This window comes from Aeromicrobium sp. Leaf272, from assembly GCF_001422865.1.
Lineage (GTDB): Bacteria > Actinomycetota > Actinomycetes > Propionibacteriales > Nocardioidaceae > Aeromicrobium.
The window spans coordinates 7,946-32,845 of record NZ_LMMY01000016.1 but is presented as its reverse complement, the minus strand read 5'-3'; the positions used below and the strand labels follow the sequence as shown (position 1 = coordinate 32,845).

At 69.9% G+C, this 24,900-nt stretch carries 28 protein-coding genes, 4 tRNA genes and 1 pseudogene; 17 read left to right on the top strand and 16 right to left on the bottom strand.

What is annotated here, in order from left to right; genetic code table 11:
- Positions 1-3 precede the first annotated feature (3 nt).
- The 7 genes from ASF38_RS16385 to ASF38_RS16355 all read right to left on the bottom strand — a co-directional run bounded on the left by ASF38_RS16385 (position 4) and on the right by ASF38_RS16355 (position 8,610).
- Positions 4-1,053: a diiron oxygenase gene (locus ASF38_RS16385; RefSeq protein ID WP_055970519.1), complete on the bottom strand. Its 1,050-nt coding sequence runs from the start codon at positions 1,051-1,053 to the stop codon at positions 4-6.
- 77 nt (positions 1,054-1,130) lie between these two features.
- Entirely contained in the window at positions 1,131-1,769 is a 639-nt protein-coding gene (gene pgsA / locus ASF38_RS16380; RefSeq protein ID WP_055970521.1) for a phosphatidylinositol phosphate synthase, read from the bottom strand.
- The gene (locus tag ASF38_RS16375) at positions 1,769-2,254 is read right to left on the bottom strand and encodes an HIT domain-containing protein (RefSeq protein ID WP_082480853.1); all 486 of its coding nucleotides are present in this window, start codon (positions 2,252-2,254) and stop codon (positions 1,769-1,771) included. Before ASF38_RS16375 ends, pgsA begins: the two co-directional genes overlap by 1 nt.
- Before the next feature lie 69 nt (positions 2,255-2,323).
- Positions 2,324-3,679, bottom strand: a complete 1,356-nt coding sequence (locus ASF38_RS16370) for a hypothetical protein (RefSeq protein ID WP_156366973.1) — start codon at positions 3,677-3,679, stop codon at positions 2,324-2,326.
- 42 nt (positions 3,680-3,721) lie between these two features.
- Positions 3,722-5,707: a threonine--tRNA ligase gene (gene thrS / locus ASF38_RS16365; RefSeq protein WP_056577490.1), complete on the bottom strand. Its 1,986-nt coding sequence runs from the start codon at positions 5,705-5,707 to the stop codon at positions 3,722-3,724.
- A gap of 100 nt (positions 5,708-5,807) precedes the next feature.
- On the bottom strand, positions 5,808-7,055 hold the full coding sequence (locus ASF38_RS16360; RefSeq protein WP_056577487.1) for a saccharopine dehydrogenase family protein: 1,248 nt from the start codon (positions 7,053-7,055) through the stop codon (positions 5,808-5,810).
- Position 7,056: 1 nt separating this feature from the next.
- A complete protein-coding gene (locus ASF38_RS16355; RefSeq protein ID WP_055970532.1) occupies positions 7,057-8,610 on the bottom strand; it encodes an APC family permease in 1,554 nt (517 codons plus the stop codon).
- A gap of 151 nt (positions 8,611-8,761) precedes the next feature.
- Between ASF38_RS16355 and ASF38_RS16350 the strand changes: the two genes are divergently transcribed.
- Both ASF38_RS16350 and ASF38_RS16345 read left to right on the top strand, forming a co-directional pair.
- Positions 8,762-10,147: an aspartate aminotransferase family protein gene (locus ASF38_RS16350; RefSeq protein WP_056555114.1), complete on the top strand. Its 1,386-nt coding sequence runs from the start codon at positions 8,762-8,764 to the stop codon at positions 10,145-10,147.
- Positions 10,144-10,602, top strand: a complete 459-nt coding sequence (locus tag ASF38_RS16345) for an Lrp/AsnC family transcriptional regulator (RefSeq protein WP_055970536.1) — start codon at positions 10,144-10,146, stop codon at positions 10,600-10,602. The genes ASF38_RS16350 and ASF38_RS16345 overlap by 4 nt, the downstream gene beginning before the upstream one ends.
- Positions 10,603-10,611: 9 nt before the next feature.
- On the opposite strand, the gene ASF38_RS16340 is transcribed toward ASF38_RS16345, so the two are convergent.
- Positions 10,612-12,321, bottom strand: a complete 1,710-nt coding sequence (locus ASF38_RS16340) for a GMC oxidoreductase (protein WP_055970538.1) — start codon at positions 12,319-12,321, stop codon at positions 10,612-10,614.
- Positions 12,322-12,377: 56 nt separating this feature from the next.
- On the opposite strand from ASF38_RS16340, the gene ASF38_RS16335 reads away from it, so the two are divergent.
- The 5 genes from ASF38_RS16335 to ASF38_RS16315 are packed head-to-tail and all read left to right on the top strand — an operon-like array spanning position 12,378 to position 15,633.
- Complete coding sequence (locus ASF38_RS16335; RefSeq protein ID WP_162237371.1) at positions 12,378-12,956, top strand: TetR/AcrR family transcriptional regulator; 579 nt, start codon at positions 12,378-12,380, stop codon at positions 12,954-12,956.
- Complete coding sequence (locus ASF38_RS16330; protein WP_056555118.1) at positions 12,953-14,374, top strand: NAD(P)/FAD-dependent oxidoreductase; 1,422 nt, start codon at positions 12,953-12,955, stop codon at positions 14,372-14,374. Before ASF38_RS16335 ends, ASF38_RS16330 begins: the two co-directional genes overlap by 4 nt.
- Positions 14,365-14,964 carry an acetoacetate decarboxylase family protein gene (locus ASF38_RS16325; RefSeq protein WP_056555119.1) on the top strand — a complete coding sequence of 200 codons (600 nt, stop codon included), beginning with the start codon at positions 14,365-14,367 and terminating at the stop codon, positions 14,962-14,964. The genes ASF38_RS16330 and ASF38_RS16325 overlap by 10 nt, the downstream gene beginning before the upstream one ends.
- Before the next feature lie 53 nt (positions 14,965-15,017).
- Positions 15,018-15,410 (top strand): hypothetical protein, encoded by a 393-nt coding sequence (locus ASF38_RS16320; RefSeq protein ID WP_055970545.1) that lies wholly within the window; start codon positions 15,018-15,020, stop codon positions 15,408-15,410.
- Between the two features lie 19 nt (positions 15,411-15,429).
- Positions 15,430-15,633 (top strand): hypothetical protein, encoded by a 204-nt coding sequence (locus ASF38_RS16315; RefSeq protein ID WP_055970547.1) that lies wholly within the window; start codon positions 15,430-15,432, stop codon positions 15,631-15,633.
- Positions 15,634-15,697: 64 nt separating this feature from the next.
- Here ASF38_RS16315 and ASF38_RS16310 read toward each other — a convergent pair whose 3' ends face one another.
- From ASF38_RS16310 to ASF38_RS16300, 3 genes are all read right to left on the bottom strand, one after another.
- The gene (locus ASF38_RS16310) at positions 15,698-16,183 is read right to left on the bottom strand and encodes a YbaK/EbsC family protein (protein ID WP_200914573.1); all 486 of its coding nucleotides are present in this window, start codon (positions 16,181-16,183) and stop codon (positions 15,698-15,700) included.
- Between the two features lie 73 nt (positions 16,184-16,256).
- Positions 16,257-16,328 (bottom strand) — tRNA-Val (locus tag ASF38_RS16305).
- A 52-nt stretch (positions 16,329-16,380) separates the two neighbouring features.
- The gene (locus tag ASF38_RS16300) at positions 16,381-17,217 is read right to left on the bottom strand and encodes an aminotransferase class IV (RefSeq protein WP_056577484.1); all 837 of its coding nucleotides are present in this window, start codon (positions 17,215-17,217) and stop codon (positions 16,381-16,383) included.
- Between the two features lie 93 nt (positions 17,218-17,310).
- Between ASF38_RS16300 and ASF38_RS16295 the strand changes: the two genes are divergently transcribed.
- From ASF38_RS16295 to ASF38_RS16270, 5 genes are all read left to right on the top strand, one after another.
- A tRNA-Gly gene (locus ASF38_RS16295) sits at positions 17,311-17,382 on the top strand.
- Between the two features lie 25 nt (positions 17,383-17,407).
- A tRNA-Cys gene (locus ASF38_RS16290) sits at positions 17,408-17,478 on the top strand.
- Between the two features lie 34 nt (positions 17,479-17,512).
- Positions 17,513-17,584, top strand: a tRNA-Val gene (locus ASF38_RS16285).
- A 152-nt stretch (positions 17,585-17,736) separates the two neighbouring features.
- Entirely contained in the window at positions 17,737-18,294 is a 558-nt protein-coding gene (locus ASF38_RS16280) for a hypothetical protein (RefSeq protein WP_156366972.1), read from the top strand.
- A gap of 561 nt (positions 18,295-18,855) precedes the next feature.
- The gene (locus ASF38_RS16270; protein ID WP_156366971.1) at positions 18,856-19,143 is read left to right on the top strand and encodes a hypothetical protein; all 288 of its coding nucleotides are present in this window, start codon (positions 18,856-18,858) and stop codon (positions 19,141-19,143) included.
- A gap of 5 nt (positions 19,144-19,148) precedes the next feature.
- Here the strand turns inward: ASF38_RS16270 and ASF38_RS16265 are convergent, their stop codons facing one another.
- Positions 19,149-19,898, bottom strand: coding sequence for a hypothetical protein (locus ASF38_RS16265; RefSeq protein ID WP_156366970.1), 750 nt, complete (start codon positions 19,896-19,898; stop codon positions 19,149-19,151).
- Positions 19,899-19,930: 32 nt separating this feature from the next.
- Here ASF38_RS16265 and ASF38_RS17710 point away from each other — a divergent pair, with 32 nt between their 5' ends.
- Complete coding sequence (locus ASF38_RS17710) at positions 19,931-20,104, top strand: hypothetical protein (protein ID WP_156366969.1); 174 nt, start codon at positions 19,931-19,933, stop codon at positions 20,102-20,104.
- Between the two features lie 38 nt (positions 20,105-20,142).
- Here the strand turns inward: ASF38_RS17710 and ASF38_RS16260 are convergent, their stop codons facing one another.
- Positions 20,143-20,613, bottom strand: coding sequence for a hypothetical protein (locus ASF38_RS16260; RefSeq protein ID WP_156366968.1), 471 nt, complete (start codon positions 20,611-20,613; stop codon positions 20,143-20,145).
- A gap of 264 nt (positions 20,614-20,877) precedes the next feature.
- Between ASF38_RS16260 and ASF38_RS16255 the strand changes: the two genes are divergently transcribed.
- The 3 genes and pseudogenes from ASF38_RS16255 to ASF38_RS19820 all read left to right on the top strand — a co-directional run bounded on the left by ASF38_RS16255 (position 20,878) and on the right by ASF38_RS19820 (position 22,744).
- Complete coding sequence (locus ASF38_RS16255) at positions 20,878-21,558, top strand: hypothetical protein (RefSeq protein ID WP_056577464.1); 681 nt, start codon at positions 20,878-20,880, stop codon at positions 21,556-21,558.
- 544 nt (positions 21,559-22,102) lie between these two features.
- A complete protein-coding gene (locus ASF38_RS16245) occupies positions 22,103-22,291 on the top strand; it encodes a hypothetical protein (RefSeq protein ID WP_056577458.1) in 189 nt (62 codons plus the stop codon).
- A gap of 82 nt (positions 22,292-22,373) precedes the next feature.
- Positions 22,374-22,744 (top strand): annotated as a pseudogene (locus tag ASF38_RS19820) (bifunctional DNA primase/polymerase).
- Here ASF38_RS19820 and ASF38_RS16240 read toward each other — a convergent pair.
- The gene (locus ASF38_RS16240; protein WP_056577455.1) at positions 22,728-23,339 is read right to left on the bottom strand and encodes a hypothetical protein; all 612 of its coding nucleotides are present in this window, start codon (positions 23,337-23,339) and stop codon (positions 22,728-22,730) included. The pseudogene ASF38_RS19820 and the gene ASF38_RS16240 sit on opposite strands and share 17 nt — an antisense overlap.
- A 30-nt stretch (positions 23,340-23,369) precedes the next feature.
- Between ASF38_RS16240 and ASF38_RS17705 the strand changes: the two genes are divergently transcribed.
- The gene (locus ASF38_RS17705) at positions 23,370-23,513 is read left to right on the top strand and encodes a hypothetical protein (protein ID WP_156366967.1); all 144 of its coding nucleotides are present in this window, start codon (positions 23,370-23,372) and stop codon (positions 23,511-23,513) included.
- A gap of 387 nt (positions 23,514-23,900) precedes the next feature.
- Here ASF38_RS17705 and ASF38_RS16230 read toward each other — a convergent pair whose 3' ends face one another.
- Together ASF38_RS16230 and ASF38_RS17700 are read right to left on the bottom strand one after the other, a co-directional pair.
- Complete coding sequence (locus tag ASF38_RS16230) at positions 23,901-24,170, bottom strand: DUF3263 domain-containing protein (protein ID WP_056577449.1); 270 nt, start codon at positions 24,168-24,170, stop codon at positions 23,901-23,903.
- Entirely contained in the window at positions 24,143-24,481 is a 339-nt protein-coding gene (locus ASF38_RS17700) for a hypothetical protein (protein ID WP_156366965.1), read from the bottom strand. Before ASF38_RS17700 ends, ASF38_RS16230 begins: the two co-directional genes overlap by 28 nt.
- Positions 24,482-24,900 lie beyond the last annotated feature (419 nt).

Below are 24,900 nucleotides of genomic sequence, written 5' to 3'. Positions count from 1 at the left end.
GGGTCAGACCGTGTCGACAGAGACGGGGTCGACCGAGGCGGGGTCGGCCAGACGCGCGGGCGGCTCGCTGCGGTACCGGGCCGGGCGACCGTCGATCTTGAGCCAGCGCCACATGCGCCGCGAGGACCGTGTCATGAGCGTGGACTCCTCGGCCAGCATGCGCACGTCGCTGAACAGCTCGGAGAGGAACACGCGCGACTCCGGAGCGTCCCAGTAGAGCTCCTTGACGACCTCCTTCGGCACGCCCATCTCGGTGCGCAGCTCCTTCGGCGGCACGAGGATGAGGTCGCCCGCGATCCGCATGATGATCGGGAACAGCATCGACATGACCCACCGGTCGACCTTCCCCAGGTTCGGGCCGCTGCGCATGACGTAGGCGTGCGCGAACGAGATGTGCCGCGCCTCCTCCGCCACGTGGATCTGCATGATGCGGCGCATGACCGGCGGGATCGTGGCGCCCTCGCGCAGCATCTTCTTCTGCGTGTGGTCGATCGGCTCCTCGCCCGCGAGCACCGCGATGAAGAAGCCGAGCGGGTACCGCGAGGCCATGAGCGGGATGATCCCGTGGATCGCCCGCATCCATCGCGGCATGCCCGGGACGTCGGCGCCGATGCGGTTGATGCACTCCTGGAACATCTGCGTGTGGTGGCACTCCTCCGTGGCCTCGTGGGTGAGGTAGCGGAACTCGGCCGACCCGTTGGGGCGCGAGAAGACGTACTGCATGATCCCGCGGATCAGGAGGTTCTCGAACTGCAGACCGACCTTGAAGATGTTCGCGTAGCGCCACATCCCGATCTCGATCTGCCGCTCGACGGGGAGCGACTTGTACCAGGGGTGGGCACCGAGCGGGTCGGCCTCCGGAAGCACCCAGTGGGCGTCGGTCGGGTCGATCGCGAAGTCCGGGTGGTCCCACGGGACGTCGACGAAGGCGTCGAAGTGACGGTCGACCGACGCCTGGGACAGCTGGGTCAGCGTGGCCTCGTACTCGCTGCGCGTCAGCGAGGCCAGCGCGTCCTGGGTGCGGTCGAGGTCCTGCTCGTCCATGAGGGTCATACCGCGAGTATGTGACCCCGATCTCTACGTGTCAAGAGTGATGTCACATTCGCGATGTCACGTTCGGCGGAAGACGGTCAGGACTCCGTCCCGGCGGGCGGGAAGGCCTGCCGGTGCACGATCGCCATGCGCTGGAACACGGTCACCAGGCTCGCGAGGGCGAGCGCCCACAGCGTGATCTCGGTCAGGACGGGCAGCCCGAACAGACCGTTCAGCCCGGTCATCACGAGGATCGCGACCAGACGGTCGGCCCGCTCGGCGATGCCACCCTTGGCCTGCATGCCCAGGCTCTCGGCGCGGGCCCGCGCGTACGAGGTGAGGTTGCCCAGCACGAGGCAGGCGAGGCTCAGGCCGAGGTAGAGGTCGGCCGGGCCGAGCGTGGTGTCGGCGTCGGCGCGCGTGTAGTAGAGCAGGAGGCCACCGAACACCGCAGCGTCGCCGACCCGGTCCAGCGTCGAGTCGAGGAAGGCCCCCCACCTCGACGACTGGCCGGACTTGCGGGCCATGTAGCCGTCCATGAGGTCGCTGAACACGAACGCGGTGACCACCATGACACCGACGAAGAACTGCCCGCGCGGGAAGAACCACAGCGCGCCGGCACTGACCCCGAGCGTGCCGACGATCGTGACGTGGTCGGGCTTGACGCCCAGGCGCAGCAGCAGGTCGGCCAGGGGCGACCAGATGTTCGTCCAGAACTGGCGGAAGCGTTCGAGCATCAGGCGTCGTCCTCGGTCGTGGGCGTCTCCCCCGGCCAGGCGTCGGCCAGGAGGTCGCGGGTGTCCTCGAGCAGCTGCGGGAGCGTCTTCGTCTGCCCGAGCACGGTCATGAAGTTGGCGTCGCCGGACCATCGGGGCACCACGTGCTGGTGCAGGTGCTGCGACAGCGAGCCGCCCGCCACTCCCCCGAGGTTGAGCCCGACGTTGAACCCGTGCGGGTTCGAGGCGGCGCGGACGGCGCGCAGGGCCTGCTGGGTGAGCGTGGCGACCTCGCAGGTCTCGTCCTCGGTGAGGTCGGTGTAGTCGGCCACGTGCCGGTTCGGGACGACCATGAGGTGCCCCGGGTTGTACGGGTAGAGGTTGAGGACCACGAAGCAGTGGGTCCCCCGGTGCACGACGAGCTCGGACTGCCGGCCGCCGGAGGCGATGCGGCAGAACGGGCAGGAGTCGTCGGGCTCGGGCTCCTCGCCCCGCACGTAGGACATGCGGTACGGCACCCAGAGGCGCTCCAGGCGGTCGTCTGCAGTCACCGGGACAACCTACCGAGACGTCGCTCAGCGCCGGGTGACGGTCCAGGTCTTCGTCGTCGCGACCGGGTCGAACGCGTGTCCGCCACCCCGGGTGGACGTCACGTCCCCGATCACGAGTCGGTAGCCCTTCGCCCCCCTGACCTTCGGCACGGTGAACGTCAAGCGACCCCTGGCGTCGATCGTGCGCAGGCCGCCGACGGGGTCCCAGGCACGGTACCGCGGGTTCCAGACGCGCAGCTCGGCGCGGGCGTTCTCGTGTTCGGCGATCGTGACGGTGCGACGCAGGGTCGTCGACCGCTTGGCCGCGATCCGCTTCACCGGCCAGCCGCTGATCTTCGGGCGGAGGCGCACCCTCAGGGTGGCGGTTGCGCCCTGCTCGGCCCTCGTGCCGCGGAAGGAGAAGTGGTACGTGCCCGACCTGGTCGCCCGGTGGGAGCTGTCGAGCGCGATCTTTCCGTCGAAGTCGGCGACCACCAGCGGGGACAGACTGGTGGAGCGACCGGTCACCCGGTCCACGAAGGTGACGTCGACCACCCGGTCCAGCGCACCGCGCCGCCGCCCGTCCCCGCCGTCGGCGACCAGCTCGGCCCGGGTCGTGTAGGTCGTTCCCCGGGTCAGCAGGGTGAACGCCATCAGCTCGCCGCGCACGCCCGTGACGGAGGTGTTGATCCAGGTGGCCTCAGGCGCCAGGTCGCCGGCGCGGCGACCGAGGTGGAGGACGTGACCGTCCGGCGTCCGGCTGCGGACGGTGAACGTCGTCGGGCCGCCGAAGGTCGCCCAGCCGGAGAAGCGCCACTCCCCATCCTCGTCGGGAGGGAGGGATTCCAGCAGCATGGGTTCTGAGTCCTCGGGACCGGTCGCGAGCACGTCCACGAGCGCCCCGGGAACCGGCCGTGTCGTGCACGAGAGGTCGGCCTTCGCCGTCCACTCCCTCGGCCCGGCCCCTCCGACGTCCAGCGGGCGCACCACGGAGGAGGGAACGACGAATCGCCGCACCCAGCCCGCCGAGGCCAGCACCCCGGTGTCACGCACCCTGTCGGGCAGGGTCACCGACCGACCGCTCGCCGGGTCCACGGACGTGACCATCACCGGTTCGTCGGTGCGGACGGCCTGCACGCCCTCGGCCTGCGCGACGCCATGGTCGTCGGTGACCGCGGTGTGCAGGATGGTCCCGTCCTGACGCCACTCCACGGTGGCACCCGCGACGGGGGCCGCGTCGGAGTGCACCGTCACCGACGCGAGCGGGTAGCCCTGGCCGGGCGCCACGCATCGCTCCTTCATCCCGAGACGCAGCAACGCCTCACCTTCTGCGGCAGACGCCGGGACCGTCGACGTCACCATCGCGAGCGCGACGGCACCCGCCAGCATCCCCCTGATCACGGGACCAGACTAGGTCGCCGCACCGCACGGCGTGGCGATTCGTCAGACCTGCTCGCGCGACGCGACGGCCTCGAGGATGCGGCGCACCGCGTCGTCGACCGGGACGCCGTTCTCCTGCTCCCCGTTGCGGTAGCGGAACGAGACGGCGTCGGCCTCGACGTCGTTGTCGCCCACGATGAGCATGAAGGGCACCTTCTGCGTCTGCGCGGTGCGGATCTTCTTCTGCATGCGCTCGTCGGAGTCGTCGACCTCGAACCGGATGCCGGCACCCTTGAGTCGCTGGCCCAGGGTGTACAGGTACTCGGCGTGGCGCTCCGCGACCGGGATGCCGACGGCCTGCACCGGGGCGAGCCACGGAGGGAAGGCGCCCGCGTAGTGCTCCACGAGCACGCCGAGGAACCGTTCGATCGAGCCGAACTTGGCCGAGTGGATCATCACGGGCTGCTGGCGGGTGCCGTCGGCGGCCACGTACTCGAGGTTGAACCGCTCGGGCGACGGCTGGTTGAAGTCGTACTGCACGGTGCCCATCTGCCAGGTGCGGCCGATGGCGTCACGGGCCTGGACCGAGATCTTGGGGCCGTAGTACGCCGCTCCTCCCGGGTCGGGCACGAGCTCGATGCCGGTCTCCGCGGCCACGTCGGCGAGCACCTGCGTGGCGACCTCCCAGTCCTCGTGGGAGCCGATGAACTTGTCCTTGCGGTCGTCGCGGGTGGACAGCTCGAGGTAGAAGTCGTCGAGCCCGAAGTCGCGCAGCAGGCTCAGCATGAAGTTCAGCAGGTGGCGGATCTCGTCGGGCGCCTGCTCGGGGGTGACGTACGAGTGCGAGTCGTCCTGCGCGAACCCGCGCACGCGAGTGAGGCCGTGGATGACGCCCGACTTCTCGTTGCGGTAGACGTGCCCGAACTCGAAGAGCCTCAGCGGCAGCTCGCGGTACGACCGCTGCCGCGAGCGGTAGATGATGTTGTGCATCGGGCAGTTCATCGCCTTGAGGCGGTACTCCTGGCCGTCCACGTCGAGCGAGGGGAACATGCCCTCGCCGTAGTAGGGCAGGTGGCCGGAGGTGTGGAAGAGCCCCTCCTTGGCGATGTGCGGGGTGCCGACGTACTCGAAGCCCTCCTCGATGTGCCGACGACGGACGTAGTCCTCCATCTCCCGCTTGATGACCCCACCGCGCGGGTGGAAGACGGGCAGTCCGGAGCCGATCTCGTCGGGGAAGCTGTAGAGGTCCAGCTCGGTGCCCAGCCGACGGTGGTCACGACGCTGGGCCTCCTCCAGGCGGTGCAGGTAGTCCTCCTGCGCCTCCTTGGTGGGCCAGGCGGTGCCGTAGATGCGCTGCAGCTGCTTGTTCTTCTCGTCACCGCGCCAGTAGGCGGCGGCCGAGCGCATGAGCGTGAAGGCCGGGATGCGCTTGGTGGTGGGCAGGTGCGGGCCGCGGCACAGGTCCTTCCACGCCAGGGAGCCGTCGCGCTTGACGTTGTCGTAGATGCTGAGGCCGCCCTCGCCCACCTCGACGCTGGCACCCTCGGTGGAGCCGGCCTGCGACTTGAGACCGATGAGCTCGAGCTTGTACGGCTCGTCGGCGAGCTCGGTGCGGGCGTCGTCGTCGCTGATCTCGCGACGGTCGAACCGCTGGCCCTCCTTGACGATCTTCTTCATCCGCGACTCGATGGCCTGCAGGTCCTCGGGCTTGAACGGCTCCTCGACGTCGAAGTCGTAGTAGAAGCCGTCGGTGATCGGCGGACCGATGCCGAGCTTGGCGTCCGGGAAGAGCTCCTGCACGGCCTGCGCCATGACGTGGGCGGCCGAGTGGCGCAGCACGTCGAGGCCGTCGGGGCTGTCGATGGCGACGGGCTCCACGGTCGACCCGTCGACGAGGACGGTGGACAGGTCACACAGCTCACCGTCGATGCGGGCGACGACCACGTCGGGCTGCTCGGCGAAGAGCTGCCACGCCTTCGTCCCGTCGTCCACGGTCTGGGAGGTGGGTTCTGCCCCGGCCTCGACGGCGACGTGCACGGTGACGGACATGGCGGTGCTCCATTCGGTTCTCGACGACCCCTACGACTGGGCCGTGCTGCTTGCCCCCACCCTAGGGGGCCCGCGCCGGTCCTCGCAGGTCAGGACGACCTCAGGAGTCGCGCTGGCCCCACGGGGCGCCGTACTCGCTGAGCAGGTCCAGGAACGGCACGGCGTCGAAGGCCTCCGGGCCGAGCACGCCGGCGCCGCTCCAGGTGCCGTTCGCGAGCAGCTCGAGCGCCACGACCGGGTTGACCGCCGTCTGCCACACGACGCACTGGTGCCCGTACTCGCGCATCGCCCACTCGTTGTCGACCACGTGGTAGAGGTACGTCTCGCGCTCCTCACCGTCCTTGCCGACACCGGTGACCCACAGCCCGGCGCACGTCTTGCCGGTCATCTGCGGACCGATGGTGGCCGGATCGGGCAGGCAGGCCGCCACCACGTCGCGCGGGGAGACCATGACCGGGCCGTCGGCCGACGCCACCTGCACGGGGTCGGTCCGATCGAGGCCGACGTCGTGCAGGGCGCGCAGGACGTTGATGAAGTCCTCGCCCAGGCCGTACTTGAACGTCACGCGCTCGGCATCGACCCAGCGCGGCATCAGGAGCACCTCCTCGTGCTCGACGTTGACGCACTCGACCGGTCCGATCCCCTCGGGGAACTCGAAGACCTCGGGCTCGGAGAACGGCGGCGTCGTGAACCAGCCGCCGTCGGGCTCGTCGGCGCGCGCCTTCTCCCAGATGACGGGCGGGTTGAGGCACTCCTCGATCGTGGTCCAGATGGAGAACGAGGGGGCGAACAGCTCGTTGCCGTCCTCGTCGTGGACGGCCAGGTTGGCGCCGTCGCGCGTGCCGAGGTCGCGGATGGAGCTGAAGAGGTGGTCGGCGGCGTAGCGCGCGAACACGTCGGAGAGCCCGGGCTCGACACCCATGCCCACGAGGGCGAGACGACCGTCGGACTCCCACTGGTCGGCGACCGCGAACTGCTCGTCGCCCAGCTTCACGCCGACCCTGGCGTACGGCTCCTCCGGGTGCCGGCGCGACAGCGACATCGCCATGTCGACGTAGTCGGCGCCCGCGGCGTGCGCGCCCTCGAAGACCGGCATGACGAAGCGCGGGTCGACGGCGTTCATCACGTGCGTGACGCCGTGGTCGCGGCACAGCGTCGCGACGGCGTCGGCGGACGACGCGTCCACCTGTGCGGAGACGAACCGGTCGTCGTCGAGCGCGTCGACCGCCTTGTCCGCACGCGCCTGGTCGTAGTCGGCGACCACGATCTTCTCGAAGAAGTCACGTCGCGCGGCGATGGCGGTGAACGCCGCCCCCACGCCACCGGAGCCGACCAGCAGGATCCTCATGTCACTCCCCGTCCTTGGGCAGCGCCGCGCCCGGGCGCGTCGGTCCCAGAGCAGCGAGGGCCACCGCGTCCGAGACCGTCTCGAAGCCCTTGCGGCTGAAGAACGCCGCGCCCACCGTGAACCGCCACACGAGCATGAGCACGAGACCGAGTCCGAGGAAGAACACGGCGATCGCGAGCGGCAGACCCACGCCCAGCACCGAGGTGCCGCTGTAGGACGCCTCGGGGTCGGCCAGGGAGCGCACCGACTCGAACAGCAGGTAGAAGAGCGTCGCGGCACCCACCAGCGGGCCGACCCCGATGAGCAGGAACGCCTTGACCGACGTGAACAGGCGGCGTCGCCAGTAGATCGCGCACGCCACGCCGGTGAGGGCGTAGTAGAAGGCGATCATGAGCGAGAGCGCCGAGATCGAGTCGAACAGGAAGTTGTCGCTCACCGCGCTCGCGCCGACGTACCAGAGGATCGCGACGCCGCCGATGAACCACGTGCTGAACGACGGCGTGCCGTAGCTCGGGTGGATGCGCGAGAAGATCCTCGGGAACGCCCCGGCGCTCGCCATCGACAAGGAGACGCGGGACGCGGGCAGGATCGTCGTCTGGGTGGACGCGATGCCCGAGGTGATGATCGAGAGCAGGAGGATGAACGCGAACGGTCCGAGCACCAGGTCCCCGATGGCGCCGAACAGGGCGTCGTCGTCGTCGTAGCCGGTCACGAAGTCCACGCCACCGGCGGCGATGGTGACGATGCCGACCCCGAGGTACGTGACCACCAGGATCACCGTGCTCCAGATCCCGGCCCGGCCGGGAGCGGTGTCACCGTCCTCGGACTCCTCCGAGAGGTTGACCGCGCTCTCCCAGCCCCAGTAGATGAACACGCCGATGAGCAGCCCGCTGACCAGCTGGTCGGAGGTCAGGCCCGACGGGCTGAGCCAGCTCCAGTCGGGGTTGGTCGCCCCGGCGGGCAGGTTGCCCATGAACAGACGCACGACCGCCACGAGGACGAACAGCAGCAGTGCACCGACCTGGGCGAAGACGAGCCAGACCTGGAACTTGGCCGACGCCTCGGTCCCCCGGACACAGAGCCACGTCATGACCAGCACGATCACGACGGCCACGGTGATGACGACGGTGCGGTTCGCGGCGAGGTCGTCGGCGCCGACCATGACGAACAGGTAGCGCGCGGCCACGTCGGCGAGGGAGCCGATCACGAGGACGCCGGTGGTGAAGACGGCCCAGCCGCCGATCCAGCCGATCCAGGGCCCCATCGCCCGCGTGACCCAGGAGAACGTCGTTCCACAGTCCGTGTCGGCGCGGTTCATGTAGAGGAACGCGCCGGCGATGAGGAACATCGGCACGAACGACAGCCAGATCACCGCGGGCGCATGGATGCCGGCCACGACCACCATCGAGCCGAGGACCGCGGCGATCGAGTAGGCCGGGGCCGTCGCGTCGAGCCCGATCGACAGGCCCTCCCAGAACCCGATCGCGTTGGCCTTCAGACCCTTCTTGCCTGCCGTGGTCGTGCTGCCCGGCCCGGTTCCCTCGACCTCAGACATGACGCTCCTCTGCTCCGCCGACGATGACCGAACTCTGCACCTCGCCAACGGAATCCGCAAGAGTCGTCACACGATCGTTACGCAATCAGATGCGAGGACCCTTGCACTCGACGCAATCCGTCGCGAATACTCACAGGTGATCGGAGGAACCATGACCCCACTCGACCCCGAGGCCGCTCGACGTCAGAAGGCCGCCAAGGACCACCTGTGGATGCACTTCGCTCCCCTGAGGTCCCCCGACGGTGCCGACGTCCCGGTGATCACCCGCGGCGAGGGCTGCTACGTCTGGGACGACCGCGGCCGTCGCTACCTCGACGGCCTGGCCGGGCTGTTCGTGGTGCAGGCCGGGCACGGGCGCCGCGAGCTGGCCGAGGCCGCGGCCCGGCAGGCCCAGGAGCTCGCGTTCTTCCCGCTCTGGTCCTACGCCCACCCCACCGCGATCGACCTGGCCGAGCGCCTGGCGGCGCTCGCCCCCGGGGACCTCAACCGCGTGTTCTTCTCCAGCGGGGGCGGCGAGGCCGTCGAGACCGCGTGGAAGCTGGCCAAGAACTACTTCAAACTCGTGGGCAAGCCGCTCAAGCACAAGGTGATCAGCCGGTCGATCGCCTACCACGGCACGACGCACGGTGCGCTCTCCATCACCGGCCTGCCGACGCTGAAGCAGCAGTTCGAGCCTCTCGTGCCGTCGACCTTCCGCGTCCCGAACACCAACCACTACCGGGCCCCGGTGCACGAGGACGACCTGGAGGCGTTCGGACGCTGGGCCGCCGACCAGATCGAGGTCGCCATCGAGGCCGAGGGACCCGACACCGTCGCTGCGGTGTTCCTGGAGCCGGTGCAGAACGCCGGCGGGTGCTTCCCACCCCCACCCGGCTACTTCCAGCGGGTGCGCGAGATCTGCGACGCGCACGACGTGCTCCTCGTCTCCGACGAGGTGATCTGCGCCTTCGGCCGGCTCGGCACCACGTTCGGCGCCGAGCGGTACGACTACGTGCCCGACATGATCACGTGCGCGAAGGGGCTGACGTCCGGCTACTCGCCGCTCGGCGCGACGATCGTGAGCGACCGCCTGGCCGAGCCGTTCCTGCGCACGGGCACGAGCTTCGCCCACGGGTACACCTTCGGCGGCCACCCCGTGTCGTGCGCCGTCGCGATGGCCAACCTCGACCTCTTCGAGCGGGACGGGCTGCTCGAGCACGTGCGAGCGACCGAGGGTGCGTTCCGCGGGACGCTCGAGTCCCTGCTCGACCTGCCGATCGTGGGCGACGTCCGCGGGGACGGGTTCTTCTACGGCATCGAGCTGGTGAAGGACAAGACCACCAAGGAGACCTTCACGCCCGAGGAGTGCGACCGTCTGCTGCGCGGGTTCCTGTCCACGGCGCTGCTCGACGCCGGTCTCTACTGCCGCGCCGACGACCGTGGCGACCCGGTGGTGCAGCTCGCGCCGCCGCTGGTCGCCGACCAGGCCCAGTTCGACGAGATCGAGCAGGTGCTGCGTTCCGTGCTCGGTGAGGCATGGGCGAAGATCTCCGCATGACCGCACCCGCGCTCGACCAGGTCGCCAAGCGCATCATCGCGCTGCTCCAGGCCGACGGCCGCATGTCCTACGCCGCGATCGGCAAGGAGGTCGGCCTGTCGGAGGCAGCGGTGCGCCAACGCGTGCAGAAGCTCACCGAGGCCGGCGTCATCAACATCGTCGCGGTCACCGACCCGATGCAGCTCGGCTTCGCCCGCGAGGCCATGATCGCCATCCGGGCCAACGGTCCGCTCGAGCCCCTCGCCGACGCCCTGGCCGAGATCCCGGAGGTCGACTACGTCGTCATCACGGCCGGCTCGTTCGACCTCATCCTCGAGCTGGTGTGCGAGAGCGACGAGCACCTGCTGACGGTGCTGTCGGAGAAGATCCGGTCCCGCGAGGACGTGATGAGCACCGAGACCTTCATGTACCTCAAGCTGGTCAAGCAGACCTACTCGTGGGGCGTCCCGGACTGACGCGTCGGTTCAGGCCTCGACCTGCGCGCGGGCGCCCGGCCTGACGGTCGGCATCGGGAGCACCAGGGCACCCGGGGCGTCGTCGGGCACGACCGGGGACCGTGGCGCGACCGCGTCGATGCGCTCGTACGGCTCACCCAGCGCGGGACGCGGGTCGGGCTCGCCCTTGTTGGGCCAGAACGACATCGCGCGCTCGGCCTGGGCGGTGATGGTGAGCGACGGGTTGACGCCGAGGTTGGCACTGATGGCGGACCCGTCGGCGACGTGGAGGCCGTCGTGGCCGTAGAGCCGCTGGTAGGGATCGATGACCCCCTCCTCGGGCGACGTGCCGATCGCACACCCGCCGATGAAGTGGGCGGTGAGCGGGATGCCGACCAGCTCGCCGAACGAGCCGCCCGGCACGCCGTCGAGCTTGTCGGCGAGCTCGCGCGCCACGTGGTCGGCCACGGGGATCCGCGACGGGTTGGGCTCGCCCTTGCCCTGACGGCTGGTCATGCGCAGCCCGAACGGGCCGCGCTTCAGGAACGTGGTGACGGAGTTGTCGAGCGACTGCATGACCAGCACGACGATCGACTGCTCGGCCCAGCGGCGCGGGTCGTGCAGGCGGAGCGACCGTCGCAGGCCGAGGCCGCGGTAGCCGCGCAGCACCTTGCGCAGCTGCGATCCCCCGCCTCGGTGGTCGGCCAGCGCCATGTTCATCAGGCTGAGGGCCCCGGAGCCACGGCCGTAGCGCACCGGCTCCACATGGGTCACGGCGTCGGGGTGGAACGACGAGGTGATCGCGATGCCCGGGGTGACGTCGGCGTCCTTGGCGCTCGCGCGGGCGGAGAGGACGGCCTCGGAGTTGGTGCGGCTGAGCTCGCCGACGCGGTCGGAGAGGTGCGGCAACGACCGTCGACGCAGGCGGTGCAGCAGGTCCTGGGTGTTCAGCGCGTTGCCGGCGAAGACCACGTGGTCGGCGCTGAAGCGACGTCGGCGCAGCCGGTTGCCCGTCCGCCGCGTGCGCACCTCGTACCCGCCACCGGTCCGCGGCCGCACGTCGGTGACGGTCGTCAGGGGGTGGACCTCGGCTCCGGCACTCTCCGCGAGGTACAGGTAGTTCTTGACGAGCGTGTTCTTGGCGTTGCGGCGGCACCCGGTCATGCAGGCGCCGCACTCGGTGCAGGTGCGGCGGCTCGGTCCCGCGCCCCCGAAGTACGGATCGCCGACGTCCTCGCCGGGCCGGTCGCCGAAGAGGACGCCGACGTCGGCCGCGTGCACGGTGTCGCCGACGCCGAGCTCCTGGGCCACCTCGGCCATGAGCCGGTCGGGCAGCGTGTGGCCGGGGTACGTGGCCACGCCGAGCATCCGCTTGGCCTGGTCGTAGTGCGGGGCCAGCTCGTCGCGCCAGTCGGTGACGTGCGCCCACTGCGGGTCGTCGTAGAAGCCGTCGAGCGGCTGGTACAGCGTGTTGGCGTACACCAGGGAACCGCCGCCGACGCCGGCACCGCTGGCGATCAGGACGTCCTTCAGGGGCGTGATGCGCATGATGCCGAAGCACCGGGCCCACGGCGCCCAGAGGTAGCGCCTCAGGCGCCAGGAGGTCTCGGGCAGCTCGTCGTCGGCGAACCGTCGACCGGCCTCCATGACGGCGACCGAGTACCCCTTCTCGGTGAGTCGCAGGGCGCTGACGCTGCCGCCGAACCCCGAACCCACCACCACGACGTCGTAGTGCTTCATGTCCCGCACCGTACCCGCTTGTTGACACTTTGCCAATAGCGTTGTTCACTCGTCCCGTGAACGCCCTCAACCGCACCCGGCTCGAGCCCGACGCCCGGCGACGCCAGATCGTCGAGGCCGCGCGATCGCTGTATGCCGAGCGATCCTACGACGACGTCTCGCTCGCCGAGCTCGCTCGCGCGGCGGGGGTCACCCGGGGACTCCTGCACCACTACTTCGGCTCCAAGCGCGAGATCTTCCTCGCCGTCATGCGCGACTCGCTGCTCATGCCGGCCAGCGAGCTGCCCGACCTCCTGCACCTGCCGCTCGAGGAACGCGTGCGCGTGACGATGGACTGGATCCTCGACGCCGCCCAGACCTACGGCCAGGCCTGGGTGGCCGCGGCGGGCGCGGCCGAGCTCAGCGGCGAGTCCGACCTGCAGCGGATCGTGGACGAGGCCGACGACCGCGCGGCACGACTGGTGCTCGACGCCGTGGGTCTGCCCGACTCCCCCGACCTGCGCGCACGCCTCAGGGCCTCGGCCGCCTACGTGAAGGCACTGTGCCGCGAGTGGCTGCAGCGCGGGACCCTGGCCCGCGAGGACGTCCTCGCCCTGCTCACCATCCACCTCGTCCACGTCCTGGAGGCGTCATGACATCCGTCGGCATCATCGGCTCCGGCTTCGGCGGCATCGCGGTGGCAGCGGAGCTGCTCTCGCACGGCCACCACGACGTCCGCCTCTGGGAGCGTGGCGACGACATCGGAGGGGTGTGGCGCGACAACACCTACCCCGGTGCCGGGTGCGACGTCCCGTCGCCCCTGTACTCCTACTCGTTCGCCGTCAACACGCAGTGGTCGAAGCGGTACGCGCTGCAGCCGGAGATCCGGGAGTACCTGCACCGGGTCGCCGACGAGTACGGCATCACGCCCCGCGTCCAGCTGGGCCGCGAGGTGGTCTCGGCCCACTGGCAGCAGGACGAGCAGGCCTGGGACGTCGGCTTCGCCGACGGGGTCGTCGAGCGGGTCGACGTGCTCGTGAGCGCCGTCGGCCAGCTCTCGGAGCCGCGCCTGCCGGCCCTGCCGGGCCTCGAGGACTTCGCCGGCGACTGGTTCCACTCGGCTCGCTGGGACCACGACGTCGACCTGGCGGGCAAGCGCGTCGCCGCCGTGGGCGTGGGCGCGAGCGCGATCCAGTACGTGCCCCACGTCGCCGAGGACGCCGCCCACCTCACGCTCTTCCAGCGCTCGGCGAACTACATCCTGCCCAAGCCCGACGGCCCGCTCCCCCGCTGGTGGCGACCGGGCATCCGCCTGGAGCGCCCGCTCTGGTGGACGTTCGGCGAGCAGTTCTCACGCGGCCTCGACGAGGGCAGCCTGGTCGGCAAGGTCGAGCAGAAGGCAGCACTCGCGCACCTGCGCCGCCAGGTGCAGGACGCCCGCCTGCGCGAGCTGCTGACGCCCGACTACCCGATCGGGTGCAAGCGGATCCTGTTCTCCAACAACTTCTACCCGACCCTCGAGCGAGACCACGTCGACGTCGTGGCCGATCGCATCGTGCGGGTCCTCCCCCAGGGCGTCGAGACCGCCGACGGCACCGTGCACGAGGTCGACGTGATCATCTACGGCACGGGATTCGACTCGCAGGACTTCCTGAGCTCGATCGACGTGCGCGGCGCCGGGGGCGAGCCTCTGGCCGAGCGCTGGACCGACGGGGCCCACGCCCACCTCGGGATGTACGTGCCGGGGTTCCCCAACCTGTTCGTCTCCTACGGGCCCAACACCAACCTCGGTGGCGGCTCGATCATCTACATGCTCGAGGCGCAGGCCCGGCACATGCGCCAGGTGCTCGACCGCATGGAGGCCGGCGGCTACGAGGCGGTCGACGTGCGCCCCGAGGTCGAGGCCGAGTACGACCAGCAGGTCCAGGAACGGCTCGAGTCCTCCGTGTGGGGCAGCTGCGACAGCTGGTACCGCCATCCGTCGGGCCGGATCACGTCGAACTGGCCGGGGTCGACCTACCCGTACCACCGGCGCGTGCGGACCGTGGAGCCGGAGGACTTCGCATGGACGTGACCTACCCCCCGGAGCCGTGGGACCTGCACGGCCAGGCCCTGGCGTCGGTGTTCCTCGTGCCGGCCGCCGACCTGCCCGCCCCGCCGCCGGGCACGACGATCGTCACCCTCCGCGGCCGAGCGGTCGTGACGGCGGCGTTCTTCCGGTACGAGGAGCCCAGCCCGCTCACCTACGACGAGATCATGGCGACGGTGCTGGTGCGCCGTGGGCTGAGGTTCCGCGTGTGGATCCCGTGGATCTGGGTCGACAGCGAGGCGTCCCGCGACGGTGGCCGGGCGCTGTGGGCCATCCCGAAGGACCTCGCCGAGTTCCGCGTGGAGCCGGGCCGGCGGCACGAGGGCCTCGGCCTGGCGTCAGCCACCGTCGAGCGCACCCGGGCGCTCCCCGGACGCTGGCCGCTCGGCTTCCGCATCGCCCAGGCCCGCGCCGGGCGGTCGGTCGTCACGCCGGTGCGCGGGCGGGTGAGCGCCCAGCTGGTGCGTGCCTCGTGGACCTTCGACGGCGTGCTCGGCCTGCTCTCCGGGCGCAGGCCCGTGGTCTCCATGCGCGTGCCGCGCTTTGCCCTGCTCTTCGGACGGCGCTCGTCCTGACCTCGATGGCCCAGAGCGAGAAGACCCTGCGCGAGATGGCCTAGCCTCGAGGGATGCGTCGTCTTGCCAGCATCCTGCTCCTCGCCGTCCTCGCCGCCGGCTGCACGTCCGGAGGGTCGGACGAGCCCTCGGGCGGCTCCGGTCCCTCGGACCAGCCACGCGGCTCCGACGGAGCGAGTGCCAGCGCGTCGCCCGTGCCCACGGGTCCGGACTGCTCCAGCGTCTGGAAGGCCGGGGACGACCTCCCGGCCGACTACGACCTCTGCGTCGCCGACGGGGAGGCCGGGGTCCAGGAGGTGACGGACTGCGTCGACGGGCCGCCGCTCATCGTGTTCGACGACGAGCTCTACGGCCGTCCGGGCGAGCAGATCGAGGCGCCGACCGCGTCGCCCGTGCAGGACACCGAGGAGTACGGCAAGGCCTACGCGGAGTGCACGGGCGAGTGATCCGGTGCACGGTGGACCCATGGCCGACTACCGACTGACCACCGAGGACGGCGACGTCGTCGCCGAGCGATCCCTGGAGCACGACCAGGCTGCCGTGGCCTGGCGCTCCAGCCACCCCTTCGAGGGCCCGTCCGCGGGTGAGGGGCGCGGGCTCCGGCTCGAGCGCCACACCGACCGCGGCTGGACCCGGCTCGACCCCCTCGGCACCGCCGAGACCACCTGAGCGCGCCCGCGCGCGTCCTGACGCGTTCGGGTCGGTCCTGGCTCCGTCGATCGACCCGAAGGTGTCAGGACGCCGGCGCGGGGTCCTTCGTGACCTGGACCCAGCCCACCGGCTCGGCCACGACCTCGAGCTCGTCTGGCGTCAGCTCCACGGCCGACGCGGCGTTGCCGACGGCCGGGAACACCGACGCGAAGCGCCGTAGTGAGGCGTCGAGGTGCACGGCGGCGACGTCGGGGTTGGCGAACGGGCACACACCGCCGATGGCGTGCCCGGTGAGGGCCTCGACGTCGTCGGGCTTCAGCATGCGCGCCTTGATGCCGAAGGCGGCCTTGAACGCCGCGTTGTCGACCCGGGCGTCGCCGGCCGCCACCACGAGGATGCTCGTGCCCGGCTCGGCTCCGTAGAAGCCCAACGTCTTCGCGATCCGTGCCGGCTCGACACCCAGCTCGGCGGCAGCGAGCTCGACGGTGGCGCTGGACCCCGACGTCTCCACGACGTCGTCGCCTCGGCCGAAGCGGGCGAGGTGGGCGCGGGCGGTCTCGATCGACATGCCCGCCATCGTAGGAGCGCCCGGCGGACGCACGACGAAGCCCCCGGCGCTGGGCCGGGGGCTTCGGTGTCGGTGGGCGATACTGGGTTCGAACCAGTGACCTCTTCGGTGTGAACGAAGCGCGCTACCACTGCGCCAATCGCCCGGGGACGCACAGAACCTTAACGCACGTCTCCGCGGCGGTCCCACTCGGTTCCCTACGGGTCGGAGTGCTTGGCCGCCTCGCGGGCCCAGATGGCCTGCGCCTGCTGGGTGATCGGGCCGGGGGCCGCGCCGACCGCGCGGCCGTCGACGTGGGAGATGGCCTGGATGTCGCGGGTCGTGCCGACGAGCACCACCTCGTCGGCGTCGGCCAGGACCTCGATGGGTGCGTCGCGCTCGACGACGTCGAGCTCGGCCGAGAGCCACTCGAGGGCGAGGGCGCGCGTGATGCCCGCGAGGCAGCCCGACGCCAGCGTCGGCGTGACCAGCGTGCCGTCGAGGACGTACATGATGTTCGACCCCGTGCCCTCGCAGAGGTGGCCCTGCGTGTTGGGCATGACCGCCTCCGACGCACCCGCGGCCCGGGCGGCCTCGACCATCTTCGCGTTCTCGGCGTACGACGTGGTCTTGAGCCCGGCCAGCGCGCCGCGCTCGTTGCGGGGCCACGGCACGGTGGCGATCGACGCGACCGAGGGCGGGCGCTCGGCCGGCTCGGTGACCACCACGTGCGTGAGCCCGTGGTCGCCCCGCGGCGAGCCGAGGGGGCCCCGGCCGGACGTCACGGTGATGCGGATCCGACCGAAGGGCAGGTCCTGCCCGTCCATCGTGGCGGCGACACCCTCCCGCAGGAGGCCGAGATCGGGGCGCCCGATGCCGAGCCCCGCGGACGAGCCGGCCAACCGCTCGAGGTGGCGCGTGAGGGCGAACGGCACCCCGCTGTCGACGGCGACCGTCTCGAAGACTCCGTCGCCGACCACGAGCCCGTGGTCGAGGACGCTGATGGCCGGTTCTTCCGGTGATCCGAGGACTCGTCCGTCCACCCAGGCACGCATGTCGCCACCGTACCCCCGCCGACGACGACCCCCCGTTTGGTGCGCCGGAGCCCATCGGCTAATGTTTCTTCCCGCGCCGGAAACGGTGCGAATGCGGACATAGCTCAGTGGTAGAGCATCACCTTGCCAAGGTGAGGGTCGCGAGTTCGAATCTCGTTGTCCGCTCGGAGGGTCTCCATACCCATCCAGCGGTGGGTTGGCCGAGAGGCGAGGCAACGGACTGCAAATCCGTGTACACGGGTTCAAATCCCGTACCCACCTCGACACGACGCACCAACTGAACAGCACCACCCTCGGGCGATTGGCGCAGCGGTAGCGCGCTTCCCTGACACGGAAGAGGTCACTGGTTCAAACCCAGTATCGCCCACTTCGAGAAGGCTCCGGAATCTCGCCGAATCCGGGGCCTTCTCGTCTTTCTCGGGACGATCAGGCCAGTCCGTCAGCGCCGTGCGCCCTATGTGCGCCCAAATCTCCACCGCAAGCTCCTGGAGCGTCCCATCCGCGCTCTACGCTGCAGGCGTGAAGACACGTTGGCCGAAGCTCAGTCACGACGCTGCCCTGGTCGCAGTCACCGGCATCGTCGCCGGCGTACTCGGACTGCTTGGCGCCCGCATCGGCGCGAGCGGCGCCATCGAGGCGGCGACGCTTGCGCAGGACCAGGCGTCGCAGACGCAAATCGATGCAGAGATGAGGCAGCAGAAGGCGTGGGTCTATCAAGGATTCTTGGAGGCTGCCAACGCCTACTACTACGAGAGCCTCCGCACTGGAGCGATCATCGCTGATCGAGACCCGCTCCCACAGGTGGGCGATCCCGCTCTCGCAAGCTGGGAAGCGGCAAGATACGACTTCCAGGGCGCCGTGAACGACGTCCACGCCTTTGGCTCCGAACTGGCAGTGGCGAAGCTCCGAGCAGTCGCTCAGCCTATGCCTCAATCGCTCGGAAACGCGACGAGAGCCGACATCAAAGAGTTGGCGAACCAGCGAGAGAGCGCCTACTTCAGAGCGGCGTACCAGGTATTCCAGGATGGTCTGTGCGATGAAGTGAATCTCGACCCCACGCGCGACTGCGACGACTAGCGCGCGTCCTCTCGTCGGTCTTCCGACCGGGCCCGTCTCGCGTCGAGCGCCCCGCGGGCGCGATCCATCCGGGGCATCGTCAACCCGCGGGTCGGTCCGGCGGCGGCGACCTCCGACAGCCACGTCCGGGGCCTGCACTCGCGCGGCTTCAACGACGTGGAGATCGCGCGCGAGCTCGGCTGCGTGCCGGAGACCGTATTACGTGCCCAACGCCGGATGAACCTGGCCGCGATCCACACGTATACGCGTGGGGACGTGAGCGCATGAGCGACGTCGAGAAAGTCCGGCACCGTCACGCCGACATCCCGCAGGACGCCCTGCCCGGGCTCCTCGATGTTGACCCGAGTCCTGCGCGCCCCGAGACGAAGCGCAAGGCCCAGAAGACGATCGGCTACGCCGTCTGCCCGACCACCTCTTCGAGCGCCACGACCGGAACAGCGGCCAGACCGGGTTGGTCCGAGACGCCGATGGGGAGCTCGTGTTCCGCGAGCACACTAAGCGAGTCGGCTCGATCACGGTGCGGTGCTCCGGGTCGGGGACAGTCCCGCCGGCGGTGTCGTCATGACCGGGCTCGAACAGCTGCTCTTCGAGGCACTGGACAACCACCGTCCCGCCGCGTCGGGCGACTGCGTCGACGCGAGCGGACGGGCCGGCTGCCCGTGGCGTCCCGTCGCCGGTGAAGTCGCGGCCTTCACCGCCCAGCACCGCGGGCACGTCGTGCGCGACGTCATCGCCCCGCTCGTCATCGAGCACGCGGGCAACCCCACCCCCAGCCCCGGGCGAGGCCACCCGATGACCACCGATCCCACCGCACTGCCAGAGTCCCTGAGCCAGGAGTGGCGGCGGTGAGCAGATCAGCCGGGAAGGTTCTCGATCGCCTTCGTGCCGTACTCGATAGCCCGGCGGCCTGTCTCGGTCGAAGCACCCCGCACGAGGCCACTGGCGACCCTGCCGCCCCAGCTACGGAAGCCCGAAGCCCGCTTCTCGGCGTCCTTGTCCTCTTCGGAGGCGCCGTCCTCGATCTTGTCGGCCACGAGGTGCATCGCGCCGCTGAGCTCGAGAGTGATCTTGCGGACGTGGTTGCCGGTGAACTCAGTCCAGGAGCCCGACATGGTCCACGCCTCAGTGAGCAAGGCGCGAACGTAGTCCCGGACGTCGACAGGGATCTCCGGAGACTCCTCCAAGAGCTCCCTCGCGGCCTCAATCGCCTTGCGAACCGTGCTGATGTCCTGCTCGTCGATAGGTGGCTCAAGGCCCCACTCGTCGATCACGTCGGCGAGCTCGCGCAAGAAACGCATGTCCCACTCGTTCAGCTCCTCGGCGGAGCGCCCACCGTGGTCCCACGACTGACTCGGCAGGAACACGGCTGCCGTCCAGGCGTGGAAGGACTGCTCCAGGTTCTTGACATTTCGGCCGAGGGCCTTCAGATCGCTAAGCGCCTGCTCCACTTCGAGAAGAAGGCTCGCGGCGTGAAGGGACGCGCCGAGATGGGTCATGTCCCACCCTGCACCCCACTCCTGGCGCGCCGCGGCGGCCGTCATGTTCGAAGACTCCACCTGAGTCGCCTCGAGGAAGTCAGCGAGTCGAGCAGCTGCGTTGTCCATGCTCTGAACCGTAGTGGACACGGTGGACACCAGTGAGCACCTACGCGACCGTCGAGAACGTCGGCGAGGGCACGCTTGTCACCTTCCCCGCCGGCGGCACGCTGTGGTTCGACTCCCGGGCTGACGCCGCGGCGTTCGGGTCGGCGAACGTCACTGTGGCCACGCTCGGCGGCGACTCCCTCGACCATCCTCCGGAGCCATTGTGAGCGGCGTGCAGAGCGGCACCCGCCTCGAGCGGCTGGGCTCAGTCGAAGCGCTCACCGTTCATACGGAGATGGCTGAGGTGGGCCAACCGGGAGGGCGTCAGCTTCTCCGGAGTCAAGACCGTCTCAGTGAGCAGCGCTTCCAGCCGAGCGAGTGGCCGCAGGGTGGAATCTGCCGCGTCCGGGTGTTCACCGGTATCGCCAAGGAGTTCGCCGAGAAGTGCAGCCGCCCGCGGGGACAGCTCCCGTTGAACCGCTGGCAAGACACGCCGCGCTTGTCGCACCCACATCGTCATCTCGTTTTCGATCTCGACGCGTTGATGCAACTCACGCATGGCCCCGATTCGGGGTGCAAAGGAACGAAGATCCGCGAGCAAACGCTGCAGCTCAGTCTCCAGCGCGTTGGAGTCCTGCAGACGTCGCTCGTGCCTGAGCGTCAGCGCGACCGCGCCCAGCGTCACTACGGCAGTCGCGACAGCGCCAACGAGTGCGCTTCCGAGTCCTTCCCACATGTCGCCATCTTCGCAGCCTGCGGACGCCTCACTTGTGAACCGACCGCCTCCCCATAAACCGCGTCCCCGAAGCACGCATCGTCCCGGCGGGCACGACGAGCAGCAGGAGACGAAGAAGCCGGGTCGCAGCACCCCCGCGAAGCGGAGGAACGACCCGGCTTCAACAGCGGTCCACCTGCCCCGCGGAACGGAGGGGCGCACCCACTGCTTCCCCAGCACTACGCCGGCCCCGACCACCAGCAGCAACGAGCAGCAGGAGACGACATGACGATCACGACCCCCTCGCCGGACATCGACCGCGACCGCTACGGCCGCCCGCTCATCACGCCGCCCGAGGGCGGCAAGCCGACGGCGTACACCCGCTGCACCACGTTCGTGGACTGCCTCGAGGACAAGTTCACCCTGCAGAAGTGGCAGCAGCGCATGGTGGCCACCGGGCTGGCCAACCGCGCCGACCTCCTGCTCGCGGTCTCGGCCGCCGGCGACGACAAGCGCAAGCTCGACAGCATCTGCGCCGACGCCCGAGAGGCCGCCGGCGCGTCGGGTGCGGCCACTACTGGCACGGCACTGCAAGCCCTGACCGAGCTGATCGACCGTGGCCAGCCGCTCCCCGCGCTGCCCGAGGCCGCGAGGGCCGACCTCGAGGCGTACGCCGCCGCCACGGCCCACCTGACGGCGACGCACATCGAGCAGTTCACCGTCGTGGACAAGCTCAAGGTCGGCGGCACCGCGGACCGCGTCGTGCAGGTGAACGGCGTCTCCTACATGGCCGACATCAAGACCGACTCGATCGAGTGGGCCTGGGCAAGATCGCCATGCAGTTGGCCGTCTACGCCCACGGCACCGGCTACAGCCCCAGCGGCGAGCGATTCAGCCTCGGCCCGATCGACCAGAACGTCGGCATCATCATTCACCTGCCCGCCGGCCAGGCCCGGTGCGAGCTAGTGCCCGTCGACCTGGCCGCCGGCTGAGAGGGCGTCCGGCTCGCCACGCAGGTCCGCGGCTGGCGCTCGCGCAAGGACTTCCGCCTCGAGCGCCCCGACCTCGTCGCTGCGCCGAACGCCGAAGCCGCCGCGCCCGCCCAGCCGACGCCCGCTCCCGACCCCGCGATCGCCTCCCTCGAAAACGCCATCGCCACCGCCACCAGTCGCAAGAAGCTCGAGGCCCTCTGGGAAGAGGACGCCGCGATTTGGACCAACGACCTCACCGAGTTCGCCTCGGCCTGGGCACGCCTGCTCGACGCAGCGTGACGACACACCACCCGAAGAGAAAGAGCACCTCATGAGCATGTTCGCAGCACCCGCCGCCCCCGGAGAGGGCATCAAGTTCGCCGACCACATCGGCGCCCTGCTCCTGATCGACGTCGTCGGCGTCGAGACGGGCATCAAGACCGTGCACGGCGACTCCGACGCCGTGAAGGCCAACGGTCAGCGTCCTCGAGGGCAACGGCGCCGGCGAGTCCTACGCCGAGACGCTGATCTTCCCGAAGGTGCTGCAGTCGCAGCTCCGCGGCTCGGTCGGCCAGAAGGTCCTCGGCCGCCTCGGGCAGGGCAACGCCAAGCCCGGGCAGTCCGCCCCGTGGCTGCTCAACGAGGCCACGGCCGACGACGTGGCGAAGGCCGAGCAGTGGGTCGCGCAGTACGCGCCCACCGTCACCACGGCCAAGCCGCCGTTCTGACCTGAGCCCATCGGTCGCCGCCCAGGGGTCGGCGACCGGTGGAGTCCGGTCAGCGCCACCACGAACCACGAGGAGCACCCACGTGAGACCACTCACCGCCGACGTCGTCGAGGTCGTGCGCGCCTGGTGGACCGAGGTCCCGGACGCGAACATCGGCATCGCCACGGGCCACCTGGTCGACGTGATCGACGTCGACGGGCCGGCCGGCGTGCAGTCGTGGGCGCGGCTCAGCGCGCTGCCGCCCGTGCTCGGCAAGGTCTCCACGCCGCGCGACGGCGGCAAACACCTGTACGTCGAGGCGACTGGACGCGGGAACCGTGCCAGCATCGCCCCGGCATCGACTACCGCGGCGCCGGCGGGTACGTCGTCGCGCCACCCTCGGTCAACGCCGAGGGCGTCGCCTACCGCTGGTACGCGCCGTTGCGGCTCGATCAGGTCAGGACTGCGGCGTGAGGTGCTCGATGAACTGCGCCTCCGCCCCGTCCGGCACCCAGTCCGAGTACAGCGCGGTCATCTCGCTGATGCGGAGGGCCACATCGTCCGCCACCGCCCGAAACTCGTCGACAGAAGTGCAGTCACGGATGGCGACTCCCTTCATGATGAGGACCTTCGACTGCTGCATCGCGTACGCCGACGCTGGCCTCTTCAGTCCGTGCCTGGCGGCCAAGATGTACAGCGATAGGCCCAGTCGCGTGATGGCATTCGAATGGCCCACCAGCTGCGCCTCGAAGGTCCCGTCTGGCTGCACGATCACCTCAGTCATGGCCTCCGACATCTTGGCGAACGAGTCCGCCCGCTGTTCTCGTGACTCTTGCGCCCGAGCGTGTTCCCGCTCCTCTTGCGCGATCTCCCGCTGGTGGTCGCGCTCCTCCAACGCCACTCGCTTGCTGTGGCGCTGCGTGAGGAACCAGATCAGCAGTAGCGCGAGACCGCTGAAGAAGGAGCCGAGGACCGCTGCCAGCACCGGTGGCCACCACGTGGTTCCCGCGCCGGTCACCACGACCTCGATCGGTCCGTCCGGTTGCGCCGTCTCCGTGAGCCAGAACATGACCGACATCCTGCAGGAAGGAAGGGTCGCGTGACCGACCTCCCCTGGGACGACCTCTGGGAACGTCCCCAGGCCAGCAGCATCGCCCTCCCCGGCTCGCACCACCCGGCCGACCTGCAGGGCGCGGCACTGCTGTTCGAAGCCGGCGCCGACCCGCGGCGCGTGACGGCCTAGGCAGACGAGTCGCGGACCCGGGCGAGTGGACACCACACCACGCACGACGTGGGCGGTCCGCCGAACGGGTGAGTCGAGTCGTCTAGGCGTACGCCGCGAGGGGATGCGTCAGACAGTTCTGGCACCCGCGCCGTCGCCCCACCTCGGCTCGAAGAACGACGAGCAGCGACGTCGGGTGCTGGTCCCAGTACACGCCGACCGTCCCGCACCACGCGGGGTGGAAGACCTCGCCACCGGCGAAGGCGTAGACCTGACCCGCCTTCAACAGCGGCGCACCGTCGACCGGGTGGCGTCGCTGCACCTTGACCGGGCGCAGGCCGCCGAGTTCCTCGGCTCTGACCTTGGCTCGCTTCGACTGGCGCCCCTGTCGCGATCCTCGCCGACGGGTCACAGGTCGATCCCGAGGCGCCGCACCAACCGTGACCGGCTGCGCTCAGCTCGCACGCGTCGCAGGCGCTTCACGAGCAGCGGGTCGTAGGCGAGGGCGTCGTCGCGGTCGATCAAGTCGTTGAGCCGCTGGTAGTACTTGGTGGCCGACATGGCGAAGCGCCCGCGGATGCGCTGCTCCTTCGCGCCGGCGAGCTGCCACCACAGCCGCTCCATGGCGAGCATCTCGAGCTCTACGTCGGTCAGCGTGCTAGTGGGTTCGGCGGCCATGGCCCCATCGTGCCGCGAGGTTCCGACACGGAGCGGGCGCGTGGTGTGACGAGGGCGGCAAGCGTGCCCAGGGCGATCACGCAGAGCAGCACGAAGAGCGCGAACCCGCCTCCGATCCCGACGTCACCTTCCCAGTAGATCTCGGCCACGGTGAGCACGCCGAGACTCAACCCCCATGCTGCGGCAACCGCGATCAGCGGTACGCGCGTCCGCCACGAGACCAGCTTCGATGCCAGCAACGCGCAGAGTACGCCGACTCCGCCGACGAGGTACCCGTTCAAACCGAGGCCGTTGCCCAGGACCAGGAACACTCCGCTAGGCAACACAATCGGTGCGAGAGCAAGGCCACGCGCAAACACGAACGCAGAGGCTCGAGACGACACCCGCCCATAATCCCAGACCACCGGTTCCGGTGCTCCTTCGTGCGCCCGCACCTCCGATCCGCTGCGTGTAGCGATGACAACAGTGGGCCGATAATCCCTGCAACGACGGGCGGCGACTGGCTGACCTGGGGCGGGCTGATCCCTGACACGGAAGAGGTCACTGGTTCAAACCCAGTATCGCCCACTTCGAGAAGGCTCCGGAATCTCGCCGAATCCGGGGCCTTCTCGTCTTTCTCCTCACGGCGGATCCGTCCGCTCGTGCGGTGCACGTGCCGCGGGACTCCCCGCACGAGACTCCCGCGCTGGCGCACCCCACGCCGCCAGCACCACGCCGCAGCACTGCGCCT